This is a genomic window from Paraburkholderia sp. J11-2, assembly GCF_905220185.1.
Classification (GTDB): domain Bacteria; phylum Pseudomonadota; class Gammaproteobacteria; order Burkholderiales; family Burkholderiaceae; genus Paraburkholderia.
Genome location: NZ_CAJMYY010000021.1, coordinates 144354 through 166892 on the forward strand (window position 1 = coordinate 144354; position 22539 = coordinate 166892).

A 22539-nucleotide genomic window follows, 5' to 3' on the forward strand; every position below is an offset into this window, starting at 1 on the left:
ACGCGCTGATCAGCGTGCTCCCATCAAGCCGCCAAAGAACGCGCGCGCGTTGTCTTCGAGGCTTTCGAGGTGATAGCCGCCCTCCTGCACGATGACCGAAGGCAGGTTAAGCGCGCCGATCGCCGTGCCGAGCCGCCCGAAGCCTTCGGTGCTCACGGCAACCTTCGACTGCGGATCGTCCTTGTAGATGTCGAAGCCGAGCGCAAGCACGAGCGCGTCCGGCTCGAAGCGCTTGAGCACGCGCAGCGCCGACTCCACGCGCTCGAAGAACACCGCCTCGGATGCGCCGTGCGGCATCGGCAGATTGACGTTGTAGCCCTCGCCCGCGCCATGGCCGCGCTCGTCCTCGTAGCCCGCGACCACCGGATAGAAGTTGGTCGGGTCGCCATGGATCGAGATGTAGAGCACGTCGCTGCGGCCATAGAAGATTTCCTGCACGCCCTGGCCGTGGTGCATGTCGGTGTCGAGGATCGCCACGCGCTTGAAGCGGCTGCGCAGCGACTGCGCAGCGATAGCCGCGTTGTTCAGATAGCAGAAGCCGCCAGCCGCGTCCGCGCGTGCATGATGGCCGGGCGGACGTGACAGCGCATACGACTCGCGCGCGCCTTCGTTCACGCACGCCGCTGCCGCCAACGCACTTTGCGCCGACCAGTAGGCCGCGCGCCACGTGTTCGCCCCCACGGGGCAACTGCCGTCCGCGAGATAGCGCGCCGCCTGCGCGAGTACGCCGCGCAGCGGATTCGGCTCGCGCACGTAGATGTTCGACATCACTTCTTCGCCCCAGTCTTCGGGCACGCGCTTCCATTCGGTGTGCGCTTCTTCGAGAAAGCGCAGATAGTTCATGTCGTGCACGGCGGCGATGGGCGCCGTGCCGAAGTCGGCGGGCGCCGCTACGTCGAAGCCGAGCGAGCGCGCCGCGGCAACGAGATGCTCGGCGCGCTGCGGCACTTCCTGCGGCTCACGCAGCTGGCCGCGCGAAAAATAGGCGCGCGGACGGTGCAGCAGCTGATCGGGGTGGAACCAGGTTTTCATGTTCAGTTCTCCTTCTATTTGTTTCACGCGGTGGCGGCGGCAGCGACGCGCACGCCCGCACGCGCCGCAACGGCGTTGAGCAGCACGTTCGCGCCAGCCGTGACGTCTTCCGGCAGGGCGTCTTCGGCTTCGTTGTGCGACAGGCCGTCCACGCAGGGGATGAACACCATCGCAGTCGGGCAGTAGCGGGCGAGGTGGATCGCGTCGTGGCCCGCACCGCTCACGATACGCTCGTGTGGATAGCCAAAGCGCTGCGTTGCATCGGCCACCAGTGCGACGCACTGCGCGTCGAACGGCGTCGCCGGGCTCGTCCAGCAATGCGCGATCTGCACGCCCAGGCCACGCGCCGTGGCCACCTGTTCGCATAGCGCGCGCAAGTCGCGCTCCATCGCGTCGAGCTGCGCATCGTCGGGATGGCGCAGATCGACCGTGAAGGTCAGATTCGCCGCGATCGTGTTGCGCGACGAATTCGCGATCTGCGCCTGGCCGATCGTCACGAGACCAAGCGGCGCGTAGCGCGCCATCACGCGCTCGATCTCGAGCGACATGTGCGCCGCGCCGAACCACGCGTCCTTGCGATAGCGCATGGGCGTCGTGCCTGCGTGCGCGGCCACGCCCGTCACGCTCACGTCGAACCAGCGGATCGCCTGGCCACCCGTCACGACGCCGATGGTCGTGCCGTTCGCCTCCAGAATCGGGCCCTGCTCGATATGCGCTTCGAAGTAGGCGTCGACGGCCACGCCTTGCACGGCGCGCGTGCCGCGCGCGCCGCATGCGTCGAGCGCGGCGCCGAGCGTCACGCCATCGGCGTCCGTGCGCGCCAAGGCGTCCGCCAGCGTCATCGCGCCCGCGAACACGGCCGAGCCCAGCATCGCCGGCGTGAAGCGCGCGCCCTCCTCGTTGGTCCACGAGCAAATCTCGATGGGCTTCACGGTGCGCGCACCCGCGTCGTTGAGCGCGCGCACGACTTCGAGCGCGGCGAGCACGCCGTACACCCCGTCGAAGCGGCCGCCTTCGGGCTGCGTGTCGAGGTGGCTGCCCATCAGCACGGGCGCGGCCTGCGCGTCATCGCCCTCGCGCCGCGCGAACAGGTTCCCCACTGCGTCGGTCCACACCGTCATGCCCGCCTCGCGGCACCAGCGCGCGAACAGGTCGCGTCCGCGCCGGTCTTCTTCCGTGAGCGCGAGACGGCGCACGCCGCCGCCCGCCGTCGCGCCAATGCGCGCCATCTCCATGAGGCTCGCCCACAGGCGCGGGCCGTCGATCTGCAAAAGGTCTTTCATCGGTCCATCCATTTCAGTCGAACTAATCAGTACACCTGCACAGCATCAGTGCGCGCTCAGCGCTTCGGCTGCCGCTTCGTCATGCGCATGGGCGTGGCGGCGCGCGTCGAGCGCGACGATGCACAGCAGCGAGACGCCCGCGAGGCACGTATAGAACACGGCGAGCGGCCACCACTGCCCCACATAGCGATGCGCGAGCCACGTGCCGACGAGCGGCGTGAGGCCGCCCGCGATCGCGCCGCACACCTGGTAAGAGAGCGAGATCGCGGAGTAGCGCACGCGCGTTGCGAACACACCCGAAACGAAGCCCGCGATCACCGAATAGAAGCTCGCCATGCAGACCACGGCGATCGCGATGCCGATCACCATCGGCACGACCTTGCCGCTTTGCACGAGCACGAACATCGGATATGGCGAGAACATCGCGGCGATGGCGGCGCACTTGAGGAAACGCGCCCCGCCCATGCGTTCCGCGAGCCAGGCGGCGAGCGGCTGCACAAGGAACTGGATGATCGCGACGGCGAACAGGCAATCGAGAATGAGCGAGCGCGTGATGCCGACGTACTGCGTGGTGTACGCGATCATGAACGTGTTGGTGAAGTACACGCCCGCAATGCCGATGGTATTCGCGCCGATGCACAGCAGCACGAGGCCCCACGCCGAGCGGAATACTTCGGCGACGGGCAGCTTGAGCGTGCGCCGCTGATCCTTGAGCTTCTCGAACTCGGGCGACTCGTTCACGCCGAGTCGGATCAAGATGCCGACCACGAGCAGCACCGCCGAAACGAGAAACGGCAGACGCCAGCCCCACGAAAGAAAGTCGGCCTTCTCGAGCGAGGTGACCGAGCGGAACGCCAGCAGCGAGAGAATGAGCCCCGCGGGCGAACCCAGCTGCGCAAACGAAGCGAAGAACGTGCGGCGGCCTTCGGGCGCGTGCTCGCCCGCCATCAGCACGGCGCCGCCCCACTCGCCGCCCACGGCGATGCCCTGCACCACGCGCAGCAGCACGAGCAGCACGGGCGCGAGCATGCCGACGATCGCGTACGAAGGCAGCAGGCCGACACACACGGTGGCGACGCCCATCATCATGAGCGTGGTCATGAGCGCCTTCTTGCGGCCAATGCGGTCGCCGAGGTGGCCGAAGATCAGGCCGCCCAGCGGGCGCGCGAAAAAGCCGACGGCGAAAGTCGCGAACGACGCCATCGTGCTCACGAAGCGGTCTTCGGAAGGGAAATACAGCTCGCCGAACACGAGCGCGGCGGCCGTGGCATAGATGTAGAAGTCGTACCACTCGATCATCGTGCCGATGAACGCCGCGGCGGCGGCGCGCACCGGCTGGCGGGTGCCGGGTTGTGGGTTAGGCATGCGTCGGTCTCCTTCAGGCGCGTTTGAGATGAATTCGTGTTGCATGCACGCTTTATCGCCAGCCACAAATCATTAGTCAAATTTCGCGTTATTATTCAGCGCATAAATTTAGCTAATACCCGTGGCGCAGCCCCGCGCCGGGAGATCGCCCATGCGCGCCGACACCACCCGCTTTCTCAACGACCGTCTCGACTGGAACCTGCTGCGCACCTATCTCGCGATCATGCAGGAGCGCAGCCTGAGCCGCGCGGCCGCGCGCCTGTACGTCACCCAGCCGGCCGTGAGCCAGGCGCTCAAGCGCCTCGAAGACGCGCTCGGGCGCAAGCTCATCGAGCGGCGCGGCGCGCAGTTCGTGCCGACCGAAGCGGGCGAAGAGGTCTATCGCATTGCGAGCGACATCTACGGCACGATTTCCCAGCTCGAAACCGGGCTCGACGAGCGCACCGCCGACATCACCGGCTCGATCCGCCTGCTCACGGTGAGCCGCATCGAGTCGCGCGTGTACGACGAATTTCTCGCCGAATTCCACACGGCCTACCCGCGCGTCGACCTGCAGATCGAGGTCATGCGCTCGTCGGACATCATCTCGTCGCTGCTGCAGAAAACCGCGACCGCGGGCTTGAGCCTGTGCCGCACGCCCATCGACAAGCTCGACATGCGCTGCTTCCTGCGCCAGCGCTATGCGATGTTCTGCGGCCGGCATCACCGGCTCTTCGGGCTTTCGCAACTGACGATGGACGATCTGCTCGCGGAGAACTTTGTCTCCTTCACGAGCGACCAGATCGGCGACAGCCTCTCGCCGCTCACGGTGTTTCGCGATCAGCGCGGCTTCACGGGGCGCATCGTGGCGTCGTCACCGAGTCTCGATGAAGTGCGGCGGCTGATCTTCGCGGGCTATGGCATTGGCTGCCTGCCCGAGCATACGGTGCGGGACGATCTGGCGCGGCAGCGCCTGTGGCGGCTGCCGCCGGAGGAAGGGCTCGTGGACGTCGACATCCACTTGCTGTGGCATCGCGAGCGCAAGCGCAATGCGGCCGAAGAAGCGTTCTTCGACGCGATGGAGCGCTGCATGCAGCGCCACGCGCTCGCGGAGCGCCTGTAGACCCTCAGGCGCGGGCCGCGAACGTTGCGGGAGAAACGGGGGAGAGACGCGGAAATGAAGCGCGGATCAGAACCCGCGCGCGAGCACCGCAACGCCGATCGTCACGATGCCTAGCACGAGATTGATGACAACGAGCCGGCGCACGGTGCCCACGGCGCGCGCACCGTCGGGCCACTTCTGCGCCTGCACGGCGCGGCGAATGCGCGGAAACACGGCGAAGCGGATGTGGCCGAAGATCAGCATCATCAGCACGCCGAGGCCTGCCATGGCATGCAGTTGCCAGGTGGCGTGCTCGCCGCCGAGTTGCATGAGCAGGAAGCCGCCGGAAAGCAGGATCACGATGACCGAGACGCCCACCCAGTTGAAGAAGCGGCCGAACACCGATTCAATGAGCGGCAGGCGCAGTTGCGGCGAGAGGTCCTCGAGCGCCGGGCGCAGACAGAAGTGCGCGAAGATCATGCCGCCCACCCAGACGGCGACGCCCAGCAGATGCAGAAAGAGCGCGACTGCGATCGCGTGGCCCATGCTTGTATTTCCTCGTAACGTGTAATTATGCGGCGCGAGCCGTTGTGCGCGGCATTATTCCATGCCGCGCAGCGATTCGCGCCGGATATGTACGCTTACTGCAGTACTTTTACTGCGGCAACACCGGACGCATGCCCGTCACGACCTTGAGCTTCGAGTCCGGCGCGCGGCCCTTGCGTGCGCGCTTGCCGATCTGCGGAGCCAGCACGGCCCCCACCATCAGGTCCTCGCCCGCCTTGCCGCCACGGCCCGTGCCCACGAGCACGACGCCCGCCGCGTTGATCGCGAGCGCCTGCACGAGCTTCTCGCTGTCGTCGAGTTGCATGAGCGTGACGCCGCGGCCGCCGCCAGAAAGCGTCTTCATTTCGTCGAGGCCGAACACCAGCAAACGGCCGCCCGACGAAAGACACGCCACCTGCAGCGCGCCGGGCAGCATCGGCATCGGCGCGAGCGGCACGCAGCCCTCGTCGATCGTCATGAACGCCTTGCCCGCCTTCACGCGGCTCACCATGTCGCCGATCTTCGCGATGAAGCCGAAGCCGTTGCTCGACGCCAGCAGCAATGGCTGCTCCGCGTTCGCCGCGAAGTAATGCAGCAGATGCGTGCCCGCCTCGAGTTCGATGAGCGACGTGACCGGCACGCCGTCGCCACGCCCGCCCGGCAGGTTCGCAATCGACACCGAATACACGCGGCCATTGCTGCCCCACGCGATGAGCGTGTCGGGCGTGCGGCACTGGAACGCCGCATACAGACCGTCGCCGGCCTTGAACGTGAAGCCTTGCGTATCGAGCCCGTGGCCCTTGAGCGCACGCACCCAGCCCTTCTGCGAGACGACGACCGTGACCGGCTCGTCCACCACGCGCGCTTCGAAGCTCGCGCGCTTTTCCTGCTGGATCAGCGTGCGGCGATCGTCGCCGTACTGCTTCGCATCGCTTTCGATTTCCTTCACGATGAGCCGCTTCATCGACGCGTCGTTCGCGAGCAGCTCTTCGAGCTTCGCCTTCTCTTCGCGCAGTTCCGCGAGTTCCTTCTCGATCTTGATCTTCTCGAGCCGCGCCAACTGGCGCAGACGGATTTCAAGAATGTCCTCGGCCTGGCGCTCGGACAGCCCGAACGCGCTCATCAGCGCGCTCTTGGGCTCGTCCGACTCGCGGATGATGCGGATGACTTCGTCGATATTGAGGAAGACGATCATCCGACCTTCGAGGATATGGATGCGGTCGTCGACCTTGGTCAGGCGGTGTTGCGTGCGGCGCGTGACCGTCGCGAAGCGGAAACCGATCCACTCGCCCAGAATCTCGCTGATGCCCTTCTGACGCGGACGGCCATCGGCGCCGATCATGACGAGGTTCAGCGACGCGTTCGATTCGAGGCTCGTGTTCGCGAGCAGCGAATTGACGAACTCCGACTGGTCGATCTTGCTCGTCTTCGGCTCGAACACGAGGCGCACGGGCGCGTCCTTGCCCGACTCGTCGCGCACGGCGTCGAGCAGCGCGAGCATGGTCTGCTTGCTCTGCAACTGCTCGGGCGTGAGCGTCTTCTTGCCGAGCTTGAGCTTCGGGTTCGTCAGCTCCTCGATCTCTTCGAGCACCTTCTGGCCCGAGGTGTTCGGCGGCAGCTCGGTCACGACCAGTTGCCACTGGCCGCGCGCAAGTTCCTCGATCTTCCAGCGCGCGCGCACCTTGAGGCTGCCGCGCCCCGACTCATAGGCCGCTGCAATTTCGGCGTCGCTCGAAATGATCTGGCCGCCGCCCGGGAAATCGGGCCCCGGCAGCTTCTCCATGATCTCCGCATGCGAGAGCTTCGGATTCCGGATCATCGCGACGGCTGCCGACGCGACTTCGCGCAGATTATGCGAGGGAATTTCGGTCGCGAGGCCCACCGCGATACCCGACGCGCCGTTGAGCAGCAGCATGGGCAGGCGCGCGGGCAGCGTCTTCGGCTCCTGGAACGAGCCGTCGTAGTTCGGCATGAAATCGACCGTGCCCATGTCGATTTCGTCGAGCAGCAGCTTGGCGATGGGCGTCAAGCGCGCTTCGGTGTAGCGCATGGCCGCCGCGCCGTCGCCGTCGCGCGAGCCGAAATTGCCCTGGCCGTCGATGAGCGGATAGCGCATCGAGAAGTCCTGCGCCAGACGCACGAGCGCGTCGTAGGCCGACTGGTCGCCGTGCGGATGGTACTTACCGAGCACGTCGCCCACCACGCGCGCCGACTTCACGGGCTTGGCGTTGTCGCCGAGCCCCATTTCGTTCATCGCGAAGAGAATGCGCCGCTGCACCGGCTTCTGGCCGTCGCAGACGTCGGGCAGCGCGCGGCCCTTCACCACGCTCACCGCGTAGTCGAGATAGGCGCGTTCCGCGTAGTGGCCGAGCGTGAGCGTGTCGCCGTTCGGGGCGTCCGTCACTTCAGCAAAGAGATCGTCCATGTTTCAATCAATCCGTAATCGTGTACGCGTTCAGACGTGTGCCTGGTTATCTGCTCAGTTATCTGCTCAGTTATCCGCTTAGATGTCCGCTTCGACTTCGTTGCCCTTCTCTTCGAGCCACGAGCGGCGCGAGGCGGCTTCGCCCTTGCCCATCAGCATCGTCATGCGCGCAACGGTAGCCTCGTAGTCGAGGTCGCCGAGCGCGATGGGCGAGAGGCGCCGCGTGTCGGGATTCATCGTCGTGTCCCAGAGCTGCTCGGCGCTCATTTCGCCAAGGCCCTTGAAGCGGCTGATGGTCCATTGCGTGTCGCGCACGCCGTCCTTGCGCAGCTTGTCGAGAATTGCTTCGAGTTCGCCTTCGTCGAGCGCATAGAGCTTCTGCGCAGGCTTCTTGCCACGCGCTGGCGCATCCACGCGGAACAGCGGCGGGCGCGCCACGCACACGTGGCCGCGCTCGATCAGCTGCGGGAAATGCTTGAAGAAGAGCGTGAGCAGCAGCACCTGGATGTGCGAGCCATCCACGTCGGCATCGGAAAGAATGCAGATCTTGCCGTAGCGCAGGTTCGACAGATCGACGGTCTCGTCGGGGCTGTGCGGATCGACGCCGATCGCCACCGAAATATCGTGCACTTCGTTGTTCGCAAAGAGCCGGTCGCGCTCGGTCTCCCACGTGTTGAGCACCTTGCCGCGCAGCGGCAGGATGGCCTGGTATTCCTTGTCGCGCCCCATCTTCGCGGAGCCGCCAGCGGAATCGCCCTCAACCAGGAAGAGTTCGTTGCGCGCGATGTCGGTCGATTCGCAGTCGGTGAGCTTGCCCGGCAGCACGGCCACGCCCGAGCTCTTGCGCTTCTCGACCTTCTGGCCCGCGCGCGTGCGCGCCTGCGCCTGCTTGATGACGAGATCGGCGAGTTTCTTGCCGTGCTCGACGTGCTGGTTGAGCCAAAGCTCCAGAGCCGGACGCGAGAACGACGACACGAGCTTCACGGCGTCGCGGCTGTTCAGGCGCTCCTTGATCTGCCCCTGGAACTGCGGGTCGAGCACCTTGGCCGAGAGCACGAACGAGACGCGCGCAAAGACGTCTTCGGGCAGGAGCTTCACGCCTTTGGGCTGAAGATTGTGCAACTCGACGAAACTCTTCACGGCCTGGAAGAGACCATCGCGCAGACCGCTTTCATGCGTGCCGCCCGCGGGCGTCGGAATCAGGTTCACGTACGACTCGCGCGTGAGCGAGCCTTCCTCGCTCCACGCCACGACCCACGCGGCGCCCTCGCCTTCGGCGAAGGTGTCGTCGGTGGTGCGCGCGTCGGCGTAGCGCTCGCCTTCGAAGAGCGGGATCAGCAGGTCGGCGCCGCCCATGCCTTCGAGCAGGTAGCCGCGCAGGCCGTCTTCGTACTTCCAGCTTTGGCGCTCACCGGTCTTCTCGACGATCAGTTCGACCTCGACGCCCGGCAGCAGCACGGCCTTCGAGCGCAACAGACGTTGCAGTTCGCCGAGCGGCAAATTGGGCGAATCGAAATACTTGGGGTCGGCCCACGCGGTCACGCGCGTGCCGGTTTTCTTCTCGTCGCGCGCGGCGTTGCGCGTGGTGAGCGGGCGCGTGACGTTGCCGTCCGAGAAGCCGATTTCGGCGACCTTGCCGTCGCGCCAGACAGTGACGTCCAGACGCGTGGAGAGCGCATTGGTGACCGAGACGCCCACGCCGTGCAGGCCGCCCGAAAAGGTATAGGCGCCGCCGGCGGCCTTGTCGAATTTGCCGCCCGCGTGCAGTCGCGTGAAGACGATCTCGACGACCGGGACTTTTTCGTCGGGGTGCAGGCCGAACGGAATGCCGCGGCCGTCGTCCTCGACGGAGACGGAATGGTCGGCATGCAGCGTGACGGTGATGCGACGGCCGTAGCCGCCGAGCGCTTCGTCCGAGGCGTTGTCGATGACTTCCTGGATGATGTGCAGCGGATTCTCGGTGCGCGTATACATGCCCGGCCGCTGCCGGACGGGCTCGAGGCCCTTGAGCACCTTGATCGACGCTTCGCTATAGCCAGTGTTTCCAGCGTTGGACTTCTTCGTTGACATGGTGATCCACAGGGGGTTGTCCGCGCGCTTGTCCACAGGTCCTGTGGACATCTGCGGGGAAAACGCGTTGAGCGTTCAAAAAAACCGATACGAAACAACGAGGTGAACCGGCTGCGCGCCGCGGTGGCAGATGCGCTCGCGGCGGCGAGGTGGTTCGCTCAGTTGTTCGAATTCGCGAGGTATTGTACTGATTTGGGCTCGCACGGCAATTTGCGCGAGGGTTGGCTGGCCGACCGGATGAGTACGTCGTACTCATGCGCCGTAAAAAAAAGCGGCCTTCATCAGGCCGCTCTCTCTCGCATTCACTTGCGCTTGCTCTCCAACTCTTCCCACCGCTCCAGCGCCACGAGCAATTCCTCGTCGATCTGCGCGTAGCGCTCGGTGAGGCGAGCGCCCTCCTGCGCGTCCTTCGCGAAGATCGACCCGTCCTCGATCTTCGCGCCGATGGTCTTCTGCTCCGTTTCGAGCGCCTCGATACGCTTGGGCAGTTCTTCGAGTTCGCGCTGCTCCTTGAACGAAAGCTTCACGCTGCGCTGGGCATTGCGTCCCGCCGCGCTGTCCTTGGGCGCGGCCACCGCTGCAGCCGCTTCCTTCGGCGCGCGCGCCTCGGCAATTTCCTGCGCGCGTGCGCTCTGCGTCTGCCAGTCCGTGAAGCCGCCCACGTACTCGCGCCAGCGCCCCTCGCCCTCGGACGCGATCACCGAAGTCACCACGTTGTCGAGGAACGCGCGGTCGTGGCTCACGAGCAGCACGGTGCCGTCGTAGTCGGTCAGCAGTTCTTCGAGCAGCTCGAGCGTGGGGATGTCGAGATCGTTGGTCGGTTCGTCGAGCACCAGCACGTTCGCCGGCCGCGCGAACAAACGCGCGAGCAGCAGACGGTTGCGCTCGCCGCCCGAAAGCGACTTCACGGGCGAACGCGCGCGTTCGGGTGCAAACAGGAAGTCGCCCAGATAGCTCATCACGTGCTTCTTCGCGCCGTTGATCTCGACCCAGTCGCTGCCGGGGCTGATCGTGTCGGCGAGACTCTTTTCCATGTCGAGCTGCGCGCGCATCTGGTCGAAGTACGCGACCTGCAGATTCGTCCCCACGCGCACCGTGCCAACGTCGGGCTTCAGCTCGCCGAGGATCAGCTTCAGCAGCGTGGTCTTGCCCGCACCGTTCGGACCGACGAAGCCGATCTTGTCGCCGCGCATGACCGTCGACGAGAAGTTGTCGACGATCGTGCGGCCGCCATAGCGCTTCGTCACATCCGTGAGTTCCGCGACGATCTTGCCGGACTTCTCGCCTTGTGCGACGTCGAGCTTCACGTTGCCCTGCACGTTGCGGCGTTCCTCGCGCTCATGGCGCATCTGCACGAGGCGCGCGATGCGGCCCACGCTGCGCGTGCGGCGCGCTTCCACGCCCTTGCGGATCCACACTTCTTCCTGCGCGAGCAGTTTGTCGAACTTCTCGTTCTCCACGCGCTCGACTTCGAGCTGCTGCGCCTTGCGCTCCTGGTACTGCGTGAAGTTGCCCGGATACGAAAGCAGCTTGCCGCGATCGAGTTCGACGATACGTGTCGCCACGCGGTCGAGAAACGCGCGATCGTGGGTGATGAACAAGAGGCTCGAGCGCTGCGCCACGAGCAATTCTTCGAGCCAGCGGATGCCGTCGAAGTCGAGGTGGTTGGTCGGTTCGTCGAGCAGCAGGATGTCGGGCTGCACGACGAGCGCGCGCGCAAGCGCCACGCGCTTTTGCATCCCGCCCGAGAGCGCGCCCACGCGCGCTTCGCCTTCCAGGCCGATCTGCGCGAGCGTCGTGGATACACGCGTGCGCCAGCTCCAGGCGTCGGCGTGATCGAGCGACGACTGCAGCGTGTTCATGCGCGCGAGCAGCGCGTCGTGTTCTGCGCCTTCGGGCGTGTCTGCGAGCCGGTGCGCGACGGTGTCGTATTCGTCGAGCAGCGCACGCACGTCGGCGAGGCCCGAGGCGACGGTGTCGAACACCGTGGCGTCGGCGTCGAAGTCGGGCTCCTGCGGCACGTAGACGGTCGAGAGATCCTGCTGGCGCGTGACGAGGCCGTCGTCGGGCTTCGCGAGATCGGCGACGATGGTCAGCAGCGACGACTTGCCCGCGCCGTTGCGGCCGATCAGCCCGACGCGCTCGCCGGCTTCGAGCGAAAAGTCCGCGTGATCGAGCAGCGCGACGTGGCCGAAAGCCAGTTGCGCGCCTGTGATGGTGTAAAGCGACATGGATGGAAAGCGATGCGTGCGTTGGACCTGAAGCGGGCATTGTACCGGGCCGCGTAGGTCGGGCCGCGTAGGTCGGGCCGCGTAGGTCGCGCCGCGTAGGTCGCGGAATACAGCGACCCTTTAGCGCAGCGGCACGCGATCCGTTTTCCTGTACTATCGCGGGTTGCCCGCTCCGCCCAGCATTAGATAAAGGGCCGCATGACGGGTGATGCATCGAATCGACTGAACGAAGGACACGCTGTGAGTGAAGTAATCGAGTACAAGAGCTGGGTCTGCCTGATTTGCGGCTGGATCTACAACGAAGAAGAAGGTCTGCCCGACGAGGGGATCGCCGCCGGCACGCGCTTTGACGACATTCCCGACGACTGGCGCTGCCCGCTGTGCGACGTGGGCAAGCCGGAATTCGCCGTCGTCGAGTTCTGATCGCGACGACTTGCCCTGCTGCGGCGGCTCGCGGGGAGCGATCGACGCGAGACCCAAAATGCGGCGCTGGGGCTAAGTGGCGTCATTTTCGCGCCCGAACACGTTTGCTATACTCTTGGCCCTACGCCGCGATATGGCTCGGGCCCGCAAGGCCGGACCGCTTCGCGCGCCGCTCCGCGCCATGACGGGTCACTTGGGAAACATGGCGATCGAACGGAGCCATGCTCGACCGCGCTCCCTGTAGTTCAATGGATAGAACAAGTGCCTCCTAAGCGCTAGATGCAGGTTCGATTCCTGCCAGGGGGACCACCTACCCGAGCATGTCGGGCCGCGAAGACCGCAACCGGTTCGCGCGCCCCGTCCCTTCTCTTTCTCGCATTCGCGCCCCTCTATCCCGAGCAGGTTTTCCATGGACATCAACAAGCAAGTCGCCGCCCTCACTGCCTCCGAACTGCAGACGGCAGGAGCCAGTCAGGCCACCGCCATTGCCGTGAGCGTGCTGCTGCGCCATCTCAATTCGCCTGAACTCGCGCGCCAGTTGGGCGCGGCCTTCGAAAACCATCAGGCCGTGATGCTGCAAACACCGTGGCCCGAGCAGATGCTGAACGCGTTCGAAGCGACGCGGCGTTTCTTCGAAAGCGCGGCTCAGGTGCAAGGCGCGACGCCGCCGGCTGCCGAATAAACGGCAAAGCGAACCGCGGATAACCGGCGAATTCAGGGTAAGTACTGAGATATTTTCCCTAAAGAAGAAAAAAATAGTGCCGTAATGGCCTTCATGGACACCCCGCGTCCCCTTCCCGCTGGTTATATGATGTCGAACCTTATCGACCAGGATATCACGCACATTCGTCGCGTGATGCCCTTGTCGCTCGCCGGCGACTTCGGTGGGCCGATTCTCCCCGCGAACTACTGGCGCCAGCGGCTGCACCGCCTGCTCGACACCGGTCATGTGAACAAGGGGCAGCTGTGCGAAATCGACAGCCTGCTGCTGATCCTCGACCTGCACGAGCTGAACGTCGCCTCGGCCTCCGCGGCGCTCCCGAAGCAGGCGACCGCCGCCCCGCAACACTCCTGACTTTTCCCTGAATTCGACGCACGCACGAGCAGGCTTTCGCCTGCGCGGCGCGCATCTGTGCACGCGCATCGGGAATTCCTGGTGCCGCGGGTCGACCATCGGTCATAATGTCCGCAAAAATACCCTAACGAGGACTCCGTGCACACGGCCGAACCGAGAGACCTGCTCCAGCAGGCACGCAAGCGTTTTACCCAACAGCAAATCGCCACACACGTCGGCCGCGACGTGAAGACCGTGCGACGTTGGGAAAAGGGCGAAACGCCCTGCCCCGCGATGCTCGAAGCCGCCCTGCGCGAGCTGCTGCACAGCGGCGCTCACGCGAGCGGCAGTGCGGCGCGCTTTCGCTTCATCGACCTGTTCGCCGGCATCGGCGGCATCCGCAAGGGTTTCGAAGCGCACGGCGGCGAGTGCGTTTTCACGAGCGAATGGAATCCGTTTTCGCGCAAGACCTACCTGGAAAACTACGGCGAAGACCATCCGTTCATCGGCGACATCACGGCCGTGGACGCCGCCGACGTGCCCGATCACGACGTCCTGCTCGCGGGCTTTCCCTGCCAGCCGTTCTCGATCGCGGGGGTGAGCAAGAAGAACGCGCTTGGCCGTCCGCACGGCTTTGCCTGCACCACGCAGGGCACCCTGTTCTTCGACGTCGCGCGCATCATCGCCGAGAAACGGCCCGCCGCATTTCTGCTCGAGAACGTGAAGAACCTCGTCTCGCACGACCGCGGCCGTACCTTCGACGTGATCCTCCAGGTGCTGCGCGACGAACTCGGCTATGACGTGCACTACCGCGTGATCGATGGAAGCCATTTCACGCCGCAGCATCGCGAGCGCATCATCATCGTCGGTTTTCGCGAGCCAACGCCGTTTTCGTGGGACGCGCTCGCGCTGCCGGAAGACGGCCCGCGGCTCGCCTCGATCCTGCATCGCACCGACGGCGGCGAGCCGCTGCTGCCCTGGGACGGCGAGCGCTTCTTCGATCACGGCGCGCGCAGCGTGCAGCCGAAGTACACGCTCACGCCGGGGCTCTGGGCTTATCTGCAGCAATACGCCGAGAAGCACCGCGCGGCCGGCAACGGCTTCGGCTTCGGCCTCGCATTTCCCGACAGCGTCACGCGCACGCTTTCGGCGCGCTATCACAAGGACGGCTCGGAAATCCTCGTCTATCAAGGCGAAGGATTGCGCCCGCGCCGCCTCACGCCGCGCGAGTGCGCGCGGCTCATGGGTTTGCCCGACACCTTCCGCATTCCGGTGAGCGACACCCAGGCGTACCGCCAGTTCGGCAACAGCGTGGTGATGCCGGTGATGCGCGAAGTCGCGCGCACGATGATGCCGCATCTCGATGCGGTGCTGGCCGCGCAGCCGGAGGCGCTCCCTGCACACGCGTTGCCGGTTCCCGCCGTTGCACGCACAACGCGTACGAACAAGGCCGCGCGCACCACGCGCGCCGCCCCGGCGAGCGCCACGGCGGGAGGCCGCTGACCGGCGCGCGCCACGGCCAACCGCAGCCCACCGCAGCGAGGCAACAGACGATGGTGGACGTCGTCGATACCGCGACCCGCAGCCGGATGATGTCCGGCATACGCGGGCGCAACACGAAGCCCGAAAAGCTGATCCGCAGTCTGCTGCACCGGCGCGGCTTTCGCTTTCGCCTGAACGTGCGCGACCTGCCGGGCCGGCCCGACATCGTGCTGCCGCGCCGGCGCGCTGTGGTGTTCGTCCACGGCTGCTTCTGGCACGGCCACAACTGCGCGCTTTTCAAGTGGCCACAAACGCGCCCCGAGTTCTGGCGCGAGAAGATCGCACGCAACCGTCTGAACGACGCCAAAGCGCTCGCCGCGCTCGCCGCGCAAGGCTGGCGTGTGGCGGTGATCTGGGAATGCGCGTTACGTGGCGCGCAGCACGATCCGCAGGCGGTCGTCGAGCGGCTTGCCGCGTGGCTCGAAGACGAGTCGTCCGCATGGTTCGAGGCGCGCTCGTGATCGCGGCTCGACTAATCTCAAGCGCGACGATATCCCGCCGATGCGCCGTGCATGTCACGCTGCAAAGCTGGCCCTGGCTGAACAGCCTGCAGTGCTAAACTCAATCGATCGGCTGCGCACAAATGGCGCGTCACGCGCGCAAGCGCCGCCGTCCCACAACGCGAAGTGAAGGAGACAACCGATGGCTGATTTCCGACTTTGGTCCGATGACTTTCCCAGCAACGGTTTCATGCCGAAGGCGCAGGAGTTCGACGACCGGGCCTTCGGTGTCGACGGCGACAACGTCTCGCCCGCGCTGCAGTGGGACGATCCACCCGCCGACACGCAAAGCTTCGCGCTCACCGTCTACGATCCGGACGCGCCAACAGGCAGCGGCTTCTGGCACTGGGTCGTGGTAAACATTGCGCCCGACGTGCGCTCGCTCGCCCGCAACGCCGGCAAGCCCGACGGCAGCCTGCTCCCGCAGGGCGCGGTGCAGATGCGCAACGACTACGGCACGGTGGGCTTCGGCGGCGCGGCGCCCCCGCGCGGCGACAAGCCCCATCGCTACATCTTCCGCGTGCACGCGCTCAAGGCGGCGCAACTGCCCGTCACGCCGGAAACGACCAACGCGGTGGCGCGCTTCATGACGCACTTGAACGAGGTCGACTCGACCACCTACGTCGGGCTCTACGAGCTGAAATAAGCCGACAGACAACACCACAAAACAACCGCCAGCCGGCGGCGCACGACCGTCGCGCGCCGCCTTGCCCATCGATGCCCACGCTTTCCGAACGCTCCGCCACGCCCTCCGCCGACATCGAAACCGGCCTGCCCTTCCCACAGCGTTACTACGCGATCCTCGTGGTCGCGCTCGGCATCACACTCGCCGTGCTCGACGGCGCGATCGCCAATGTCGCGTTGCCAACCATCGCGCGCCACCTTCATGCGAGCGCGGCCAGTTCGATCTGGATCGTCAACGCGTATCAGCTATCGGTGACAATCTCGCTCTTGCCGCTCGCCTCGCTCGGCGACCGCATCGGCTACAAGCGCGTGTACCTGGCTGGCATGGTGCTTTTCACCATCGCGTCGCTCGGCTGCGCGCTGGCGACCACGCTGCCCCAACTCGCGTTCGCGCGCATGGTGCAAGGCTTCGGCGGCGCGGGGATCATGAGTGTGAACACCGCGCTCGTGCGCATGATCTATCCGCGCGCGCAACTGGGCCGCGGTGTCGCCATCAATGCCATGGTCGTGGCGATCGCCTCGGCGGTCGGACCGACGCTCGCCTCGGGCGTGCTCGCCATCGCGACATGGCCCTGGCTCTTCGCGATCAACGTGCCGATCGGCATCGCTGCGCTCGCACTGGGTCTGCGCGCACTGCCCGTGAACGAACGGCATCCCGCGCCCTACGACTATTTGAGCGCCGTGCTCAATGCCATCGTGTTCGGTCTCCTGATCTTTGCCGTCGACGGCCTCGGCCACGGCGAGAGCAATCGCCTCGTCGCGCTCGAGTTCGCGCTCGCGATCGTGATCGGCTGGTTCTTCGTGCGCCGCCAGCTCACGCAGCCCGCGCCGCTCTTGCCCGTCGACCTGCTCGCCAACCCCGTGTTCGCGCTGTCGATCAGCACCTCGGTCTGTTCGTTCTGCGCGCAAATGCTCGCGTTTGTCGCGCTGCCGTTCATGCTGCAGGAAACCCTCGGCTTCTCGCAGGTCGACACAGGCCTTCTCATGACGCCGTGGCCACTCGTCATCATCGGCGCCGCGCCGCTTTCGGGCGCGCTCTCCGACCGCTATCCGGCGGGCATGCTCGGCGGCATCGGCCTCGCGCTGTTCGCGCTGGGCTTGCTCTCGCTCGCCACGCTCGGCGCGCATCCGACGGTGTTCGACATCTGCTGGCGCATGGCCTTGTGCGGCGTGGGTTTCGGCGTGTTCCAGTCGCCCAATAACCGGCAGATTCTCTCCTCCGCGCCGCGCGAGCGCAGCGGCGGCGCAAGCGGCATGCTCGGCACCGCGCGCCTCACAGGCCAGACGCTTGGCGCGGCGCTCGTCGCGCTCATCTTTGGCATTGCACCGCAACACGGACCGACCGTCGCACTCTACGTGGCGACGGCCTTCGCCGCCGTCGCGGCGGTGGTGAGCCTGCTGCGCCTGATGCCGGGCGCCGCGGCGCAGACACCAGGCTAAGCACGGCCTAACCCTGCGCGCGCGCAGGCACTAACATGGGTCTAGGGCGAGCCATATTCGCGGCCGCGCCCGGCGAGTCAACCTGCCGAACCAGGCAAAGGGGGCTTCCCATGTCACTGATCGTCGCCGGTCGGTTCACGACCTTCCCCGCTGCCGAAGCAGCAGCTGAAAAGCTGTACGCGGGCGGCTTCCTCGAAGAAGACGTCAACCTGTTCTTCGTCAATCCACGCGGCCAGCATGCGCGCCATGCCATGCCGGACACGCGCTCCGCCGCAGGCGCGCCGCCCACGGCCGTCGGCGTGCCGCCGCATCACACGCGCAATATCACTGCGGGCGCGGTGGCGGGCGCCGTGGTGGGCGTGGTGCTCTTCAGCGCGTTCTCGGCTGCGCTGCCCTCGGTCGTGATCGCCGCCGGCGTGGGCGCCTGGCTCGGGGCGCGCATCGGCGCGAGCGTGGGCGCGAAAGCCACCGCGCAGCAGATGTCGGCGCACCATGAGCGGGTGCACCGCGAAACGCGCATCGACGGCGTCCTGCTCTCCGTGCACGTGTGCTACGAGAATCAGGATCTGGCCGCGCAGTTGCTGCGCGAAGGTGGCGCCGTCGATATCGAGTGCGCCTCGGGCCAATGGCACGACGGCCACTGGGCCGACTTCGATCCGACCCGCGCGCCGATGCCGTTCGCGGCGCCAGGCGGCCAGCGGATCTGAGCGCCCGCCGCCTCGTCTATGACCCTGTGAGGCGGACGTAAAAAAACGCGGCGGCGCGAAGGCCGCCGCGTGACTGCGTTTGCGTCGAGAGAACGTTAGACACTCGAAGGCGGCGCGCACACCGCCTCGGCGTGGCTACGCGCGCGCTGCGCGCTGCGCCTGTTCGGGCGCGGGAGCTTTCCCGGCCGGCGCGGCATTACGCGCTCTCGCCGTGACCGAAGCCGCCGTCGCGACGCTGCGCAGGTCGGCGAGGAACGTATCGCGCCAAACCGATAGATTGTTCTCGCGCAGCGACGCCATCATGTCGTTGTAGCGCGACACGCGCTCGGCGTGCGGCATGGAGAGCGCGCGCTCCAGCGCCTCGGCCGTCTGATTCAGGTCATACGGATTCACGACCAGCGCGCCCGGCATCTGCTCGGCCGCGCCCGCGAACTGCGAAAGCACCAGCACACCGGGATCGTCGGGATTCTGCGAAGCCACGTACTCCTTCGCCACGAGATTCATGCCGTCGCGCAGCGGCGCCACATAGCCCACCTGCGCCTCGCGGAACAGCGCCATCAGCAGGTTGCGCTCGTACTTGCGGTTCAGGTACTGGATCGGCGTCCAGTCGAGCTGCGCGAAACGCCCGTTGATGCGCCCGGCCTCGCCTTCGAGATTGCGGCGGATCGTCTGGTAGGTCTGCACGTCGGAGCGCGTCGGCGGCGCAATCTGCAGGAGCGAGACGCGGCCATGCCAGCCCGGCCCGTTCTGCAGCAGGCGCTCGAACGCCTGGAAGCGCTCGGCGAGCCCCTTGGAATAATCGAGCCGGTCCACGCTCATGATCAGCTTGCGCCCGCGCATGGCTTCTCGCAGGCTGCGCACGGCCTTGCGGTCGGCGAACTGCGAAGAGGCCTTGGCGATGGCATCCGGATAGATGCCGATCGGGTACGCCCCGACCTTCAGGAAACGGTCCCACGCGTGCACCATGCCGTCATCGCTCGCCGTGCCATGGCCGCCGCGCTCGATGTAGTCGAGGAAGGCCTGGCGGTCGGCGTCGGTCTGGAAGCCGACCACGTCGTAGTGGCACATGAACTTCATGAGCTCTTCGTGCGGCGGCACCGAGCGCATGACTTCAGGCACCGGCAGCGGAATGTGCAGGAAGAAGCCGATCGGGTTCTTCACCCCGAGGTCGCGCAGGCAGCGCGCGAATGGAATCAGGTGATAGTCGTGCACCCAGATGATGTCGTCGGGCTCGATGAGCGGCTGCAACTGACGCGCAAGCGAGACGTTCACGCGCAGGTAGCCGCCGTACTCCTGGCGCTCGTAGCGCGCGAGGTCGTTGCGGTAATGGAACGTCGGCCAGAGCGTCGTGTTCGAGAAGCCCTTGTAGTACTGGTCATAATCACGCCGGGTAAGACCCACCGTCGCGTAGGTGACGCTGCCCTGCTGCTCGATGACCGGTGCGGACGGCTCGGCGACCGTTTCGCCACTCCACCCGAACCACACACCGCCGGTTTCCTTGAGCGCGTCCAACACGCCGACTGCGAGCCCGCCCGCTGCGGGACGGCCCTCCTGGGTCGGCGCAACGCGATTCGATACCACGATCAGTCTGCCCATTGCGGCTCTACCTCCTGTTTCGTTGGGTCCGAAGACGATGCTTCAGGTATGTACGCAAGACGCGTGCCGGTTCGGCAGGGTCTGGAGCAAAAACCTTTTCTTGCCGCTAACCAGACGAGCGAAATCCGCGCGGCAAGCACGCAAGTGCGCAATACCCCGGTGATTCATCAGGCCAGGAAACCGGCCTGCAAACAGCGCGTGGCGAGCGGCGGTTCGAAGCGAATCAGGCGTCCTGCTCCGAGCCGAGATCGCGCTGGTACTCGATGCCCTCCGCCCGCGCCCCGCCTTGGTTGTGCTCGCCATCGGGCGGCACGCCCGGCGCCGCGCGGTTCTGGCCTGCGGGGTCCGGCGTGACTGACGGCGGAGGATTGCTTTTCTCTTGCGAATCGCGCGGGCCACGCTTGCCCGTGTAACGTGCGGAGCGGCGCAAGGCAGGATGTCTCATGTCAATGCCTCCAGCGGCAGGCGGCCACGCGGTGGTGGCGTTTTTTTATAGTCTAGGGTTCGCCGCGTGAATTCGCCGGTAAAAATGGTCGGGCTTTTGTAACTAATACATAAAAGCCATCGGGGTCGTCCGATGACCTCGGCAGGCCGAGCGAGCAGCGGCCGGCGTTGCGCGCGACGCGCCAGGCGAGCGATCAATTCGAAAGGAGACCGAAGAGTCGAATGAATGTGCCGAATGCACCGAATGCGGCGCTTCGTCCGGTTGCGTTGGCGGATCGCCGATGGGCGGCACGTCGGGCTCGCCGGGCTGATCCGGCGGCGGTTCGTCGGGCTGCGGGGTATGCGCGAGCCAAGGCTTCACGCGAACGGCATCACTGGATTGGCAGCTCGGCATCTTTCGCTCCTCATGATGGACGCGAAACTCACACTGCAAGCGTCGTACCGTGCGTGCGCGCCCGCGCGGGCGCACACGCGAGCGCTGCTCAGGCGCCCGCTACGCGCGCCGGCGCATCGCCCTTGCCGGCGCTTTCGTTGCCGTACTCCACAAGACGGTTATAGAGCGTCTTCAGGCTGATGCCGAGAATTTCCGCCGCGCGCGTCTTCACGCCGCCGCACTGCTCGAGCGTCGCGAGAATGAGTTGGCGATCGGCGTCGGCAAGCGAGGTGCCGAACGGAATCGTGACCGCGGTGCCCGCAATCGGCTTCGAGAGCGAGATCTGCAACGGTACCGTGGCTGTGAAGTCGCCTTCGTTGCCCGACATGATGTGCGCGCGCTGCACGTAGTTCTTCAGCTCGCGCACGTTGCCGGGCCACGGGTAGGCCGCCAGCATGTCGCGCACAGCCGCCGGAAACTGCTTTTTCGTGCCGTGGCGCTCGTTCAGTTCGTCGAGGAACGCCTGGGCGAGCAGTTCGACGTCCTTGCCCCGCTCGCGCAGCGGCGGCAGGCTGATCGGAAACACATTCAGGCGGTGATACAGGTCAAGACGCAGCTTGCCTTCGGCCACGGCCTGCTCCGGGTCGCGGTTGGTCGCCGCGATCAGGCGCACATCGGTCTCGATTTCCTTGGTCGTGCCCACGCGCATGAACATGCCGGTTTCGAGCACGCGCAGCAGCTTCACTTGCAGCTCGATCGGCATTTCGGTGATTTCGTCGAGGAACAGCGTGCCGCCGTTCGCGCGCTCGAAATAGCCCTTGTGCTGCCGGTCCGCTCCCGTGAACGATCCGCGCTCGTGACCGAACATTTCGGACTCGATCAGGTTCGGCGAGATCGCCCCGCAGTTCACGGCGAGGAATTCGTGCTTGCGGCGCAGGCTCAACTGGTGGATGGTCTGCGCGGCCACTTCCTTGCCGGTGCCCGACTCGCCCACCAGCATGACCGAAGCGGGCGTGACCGCCACACGGCTGATCTGGTCGTAGACCTCCTGCATGGCCGGCGAATTGCCGAGCATCAGGCCAAAGCGCCCCATGCGGCGCAACTCGCCGCGCAGCGTGCCGATTTCGGCCTTGAGGTCGCCCGCGCGCGGCAGGCGGTTCAGGATCGCCTTCACGCGCTGGAGATTGATCGGCTTGACCAGGTAGTCGATCGCGCCGGACTTGAGCGCATCGACCGCCGTCTCGACGCTCGCGTGCCCGGTGATGATCACGAACTCCACGCCCGAGCGCGGGTCGAGATCCTCGAAAAGGTCGGTGCCACTGCCGTCGGGCAGCTTCAGGTCGGTGAAGACCACGTCCGGCGTCTGCCGCACGAGCTGGATGCGCGCCTCGCGCAGGTCGCCTGCCTGCGCGGTGGTGAGCCCATCTTCGCTCACCACGGCCGCCAGCGCCTCGCGGGTTTGCGCATCGTCATCGACAATCAATACATGTGGCATCGCGTCTCGTCAGCCCTGGTAGGTGAGTGGCTCCAAAGCGCGAGCGCCGCGCCCTTCGCAAGCGCGCCAGGCAGGGTTGCCCGGCGCGGCGGAAGTCGCGACGCACGTGATTGCGCTGCAGTGGAGTACGAAACGGTCGGACGTACGCCCCAGACGGCAAAAGCCTGAAATTCGCGGTTTTGCTACAACTGAGCAACAATACCGTCAGCCGTGGGCCGCCCGAACCTCGATTGTTGTTGATATGACCA

19 protein-coding genes and 1 tRNA gene are annotated in these 22539 nt (G+C 65.9%); 10 read left to right on the plus strand and 10 right to left on the minus strand.

Annotated features, from left to right (window positions below; genetic code table 11):
* Positions 1–9: 9 nt before the first annotated feature.
* The 3 genes from U5A57_RS27350 to U5A57_RS27360 are packed head-to-tail and all read right to left on the minus strand — an operon-like array spanning position 10 to position 3680.
* Positions 10–1032 carry a histone deacetylase family protein gene (locus U5A57_RS27350; protein ID WP_321914749.1) on the minus strand — a complete coding sequence of 341 codons (1023 nt, stop codon included), beginning with the start codon at positions 1030–1032 and terminating at the stop codon, positions 10–12.
* 23 nt (positions 1033–1055) lie between these two features.
* The gene (locus tag U5A57_RS27355; RefSeq protein ID WP_321914750.1) at positions 1056–2315 is read right to left on the minus strand and encodes a Zn-dependent hydrolase; all 1260 of its coding nucleotides are present in this window, start codon (positions 2313–2315) and stop codon (positions 1056–1058) included.
* Positions 2316–2360: 45 nt separating this feature from the next.
* Positions 2361–3680: an MFS transporter gene (locus U5A57_RS27360; RefSeq protein WP_321914751.1), complete on the minus strand. Its 1320-nt coding sequence runs from the start codon at positions 3678–3680 to the stop codon at positions 2361–2363.
* Between the two features lie 151 nt (positions 3681–3831).
* Between U5A57_RS27360 and U5A57_RS27365 the strand changes: the two genes are divergently transcribed.
* Complete coding sequence (locus U5A57_RS27365; RefSeq protein ID WP_321914752.1) at positions 3832–4782, plus strand: LysR family transcriptional regulator; 951 nt, start codon at positions 3832–3834, stop codon at positions 4780–4782.
* Positions 4783–4848: 66 nt separating this feature from the next.
* Here U5A57_RS27365 and U5A57_RS27370 read toward each other — a convergent pair whose 3' ends face one another.
* The 4 genes from U5A57_RS27370 to U5A57_RS27385 all read right to left on the minus strand — a co-directional run bounded on the left by U5A57_RS27370 (position 4849) and on the right by U5A57_RS27385 (position 12033).
* Positions 4849–5307, minus strand: coding sequence for a CopD family protein (locus tag U5A57_RS27370; RefSeq protein WP_201693629.1), 459 nt, complete (start codon positions 5305–5307; stop codon positions 4849–4851).
* 109 nt (positions 5308–5416) lie between these two features.
* Positions 5417–7732, minus strand: a complete 2316-nt coding sequence (gene parC, locus U5A57_RS27375) for a DNA topoisomerase IV subunit A (RefSeq protein ID WP_321914753.1) — start codon at positions 7730–7732, stop codon at positions 5417–5419.
* 78 nt (positions 7733–7810) lie between these two features.
* Positions 7811–9802, minus strand: a complete 1992-nt coding sequence (locus U5A57_RS27380; protein WP_321914754.1) for a DNA topoisomerase IV subunit B — start codon at positions 9800–9802, stop codon at positions 7811–7813.
* A gap of 302 nt (positions 9803–10104) precedes the next feature.
* Entirely contained in the window at positions 10105–12033 is a 1929-nt protein-coding gene (locus tag U5A57_RS27385) for an ATP-binding cassette domain-containing protein (protein WP_321914755.1), read from the minus strand.
* Between the two features lie 240 nt (positions 12034–12273).
* On the opposite strand from U5A57_RS27385, the gene U5A57_RS27390 reads away from it, so the two are divergent.
* The 9 genes from U5A57_RS27390 to U5A57_RS27430 all read left to right on the plus strand — a co-directional run bounded on the left by U5A57_RS27390 (position 12274) and on the right by U5A57_RS27430 (position 18383).
* Positions 12274–12456, plus strand: coding sequence for a rubredoxin (locus U5A57_RS27390; protein ID WP_158757294.1), 183 nt, complete (start codon positions 12274–12276; stop codon positions 12454–12456).
* 234 nt (positions 12457–12690) lie between these two features.
* Positions 12691–12765 (plus strand) — tRNA-Arg (locus U5A57_RS27395).
* Positions 12766–12865: 100 nt separating this feature from the next.
* The gene (locus U5A57_RS27400; protein ID WP_321914756.1) at positions 12866–13138 is read left to right on the plus strand and encodes a hypothetical protein; all 273 of its coding nucleotides are present in this window, start codon (positions 12866–12868) and stop codon (positions 13136–13138) included.
* Between the two features lie 93 nt (positions 13139–13231).
* Positions 13232–13531: a hypothetical protein gene (locus U5A57_RS27405; RefSeq protein WP_321914757.1), complete on the plus strand. Its 300-nt coding sequence runs from the start codon at positions 13232–13234 to the stop codon at positions 13529–13531.
* Positions 13532–13669: 138 nt separating this feature from the next.
* The gene (gene dcm / locus U5A57_RS27410; protein ID WP_321914758.1) at positions 13670–15013 is read left to right on the plus strand and encodes a DNA (cytosine-5-)-methyltransferase; all 1344 of its coding nucleotides are present in this window, start codon (positions 13670–13672) and stop codon (positions 15011–15013) included.
* A gap of 50 nt (positions 15014–15063) precedes the next feature.
* A complete protein-coding gene (locus U5A57_RS27415) occupies positions 15064–15513 on the plus strand; it encodes a very short patch repair endonuclease (RefSeq protein ID WP_321914759.1) in 450 nt (149 codons plus the stop codon).
* Positions 15514–15694: 181 nt separating this feature from the next.
* Positions 15695–16198 carry a YbhB/YbcL family Raf kinase inhibitor-like protein gene (locus U5A57_RS27420; protein WP_321914760.1) on the plus strand — a complete coding sequence of 168 codons (504 nt, stop codon included), beginning with the start codon at positions 15695–15697 and terminating at the stop codon, positions 16196–16198.
* A gap of 71 nt (positions 16199–16269) precedes the next feature.
* Positions 16270–17676, plus strand: a complete 1407-nt coding sequence (locus U5A57_RS27425) for an MFS transporter (RefSeq protein ID WP_321914761.1) — start codon at positions 16270–16272, stop codon at positions 17674–17676.
* A gap of 110 nt (positions 17677–17786) precedes the next feature.
* The gene (locus U5A57_RS27430; RefSeq protein ID WP_321914762.1) at positions 17787–18383 is read left to right on the plus strand and encodes a hypothetical protein; all 597 of its coding nucleotides are present in this window, start codon (positions 17787–17789) and stop codon (positions 18381–18383) included.
* A gap of 135 nt (positions 18384–18518) precedes the next feature.
* Here U5A57_RS27430 and otsA read toward each other — a convergent pair whose 3' ends face one another.
* From otsA to U5A57_RS27445, 3 genes are all read right to left on the minus strand, one after another.
* Positions 18519–19979 carry an alpha,alpha-trehalose-phosphate synthase (UDP-forming) gene (gene otsA, locus U5A57_RS27435; protein ID WP_321914763.1) on the minus strand — a complete coding sequence of 487 codons (1461 nt, stop codon included), beginning with the start codon at positions 19977–19979 and terminating at the stop codon, positions 18519–18521.
* 223 nt (positions 19980–20202) lie between these two features.
* A complete protein-coding gene (locus tag U5A57_RS27440; RefSeq protein ID WP_321914764.1) occupies positions 20203–20424 on the minus strand; it encodes a hypothetical protein in 222 nt (73 codons plus the stop codon).
* 481 nt (positions 20425–20905) lie between these two features.
* Entirely contained in the window at positions 20906–22291 is a 1386-nt protein-coding gene (locus tag U5A57_RS27445) for a sigma-54 dependent transcriptional regulator (RefSeq protein ID WP_321914765.1), read from the minus strand.
* Positions 22292–22539 lie beyond the last annotated feature (248 nt).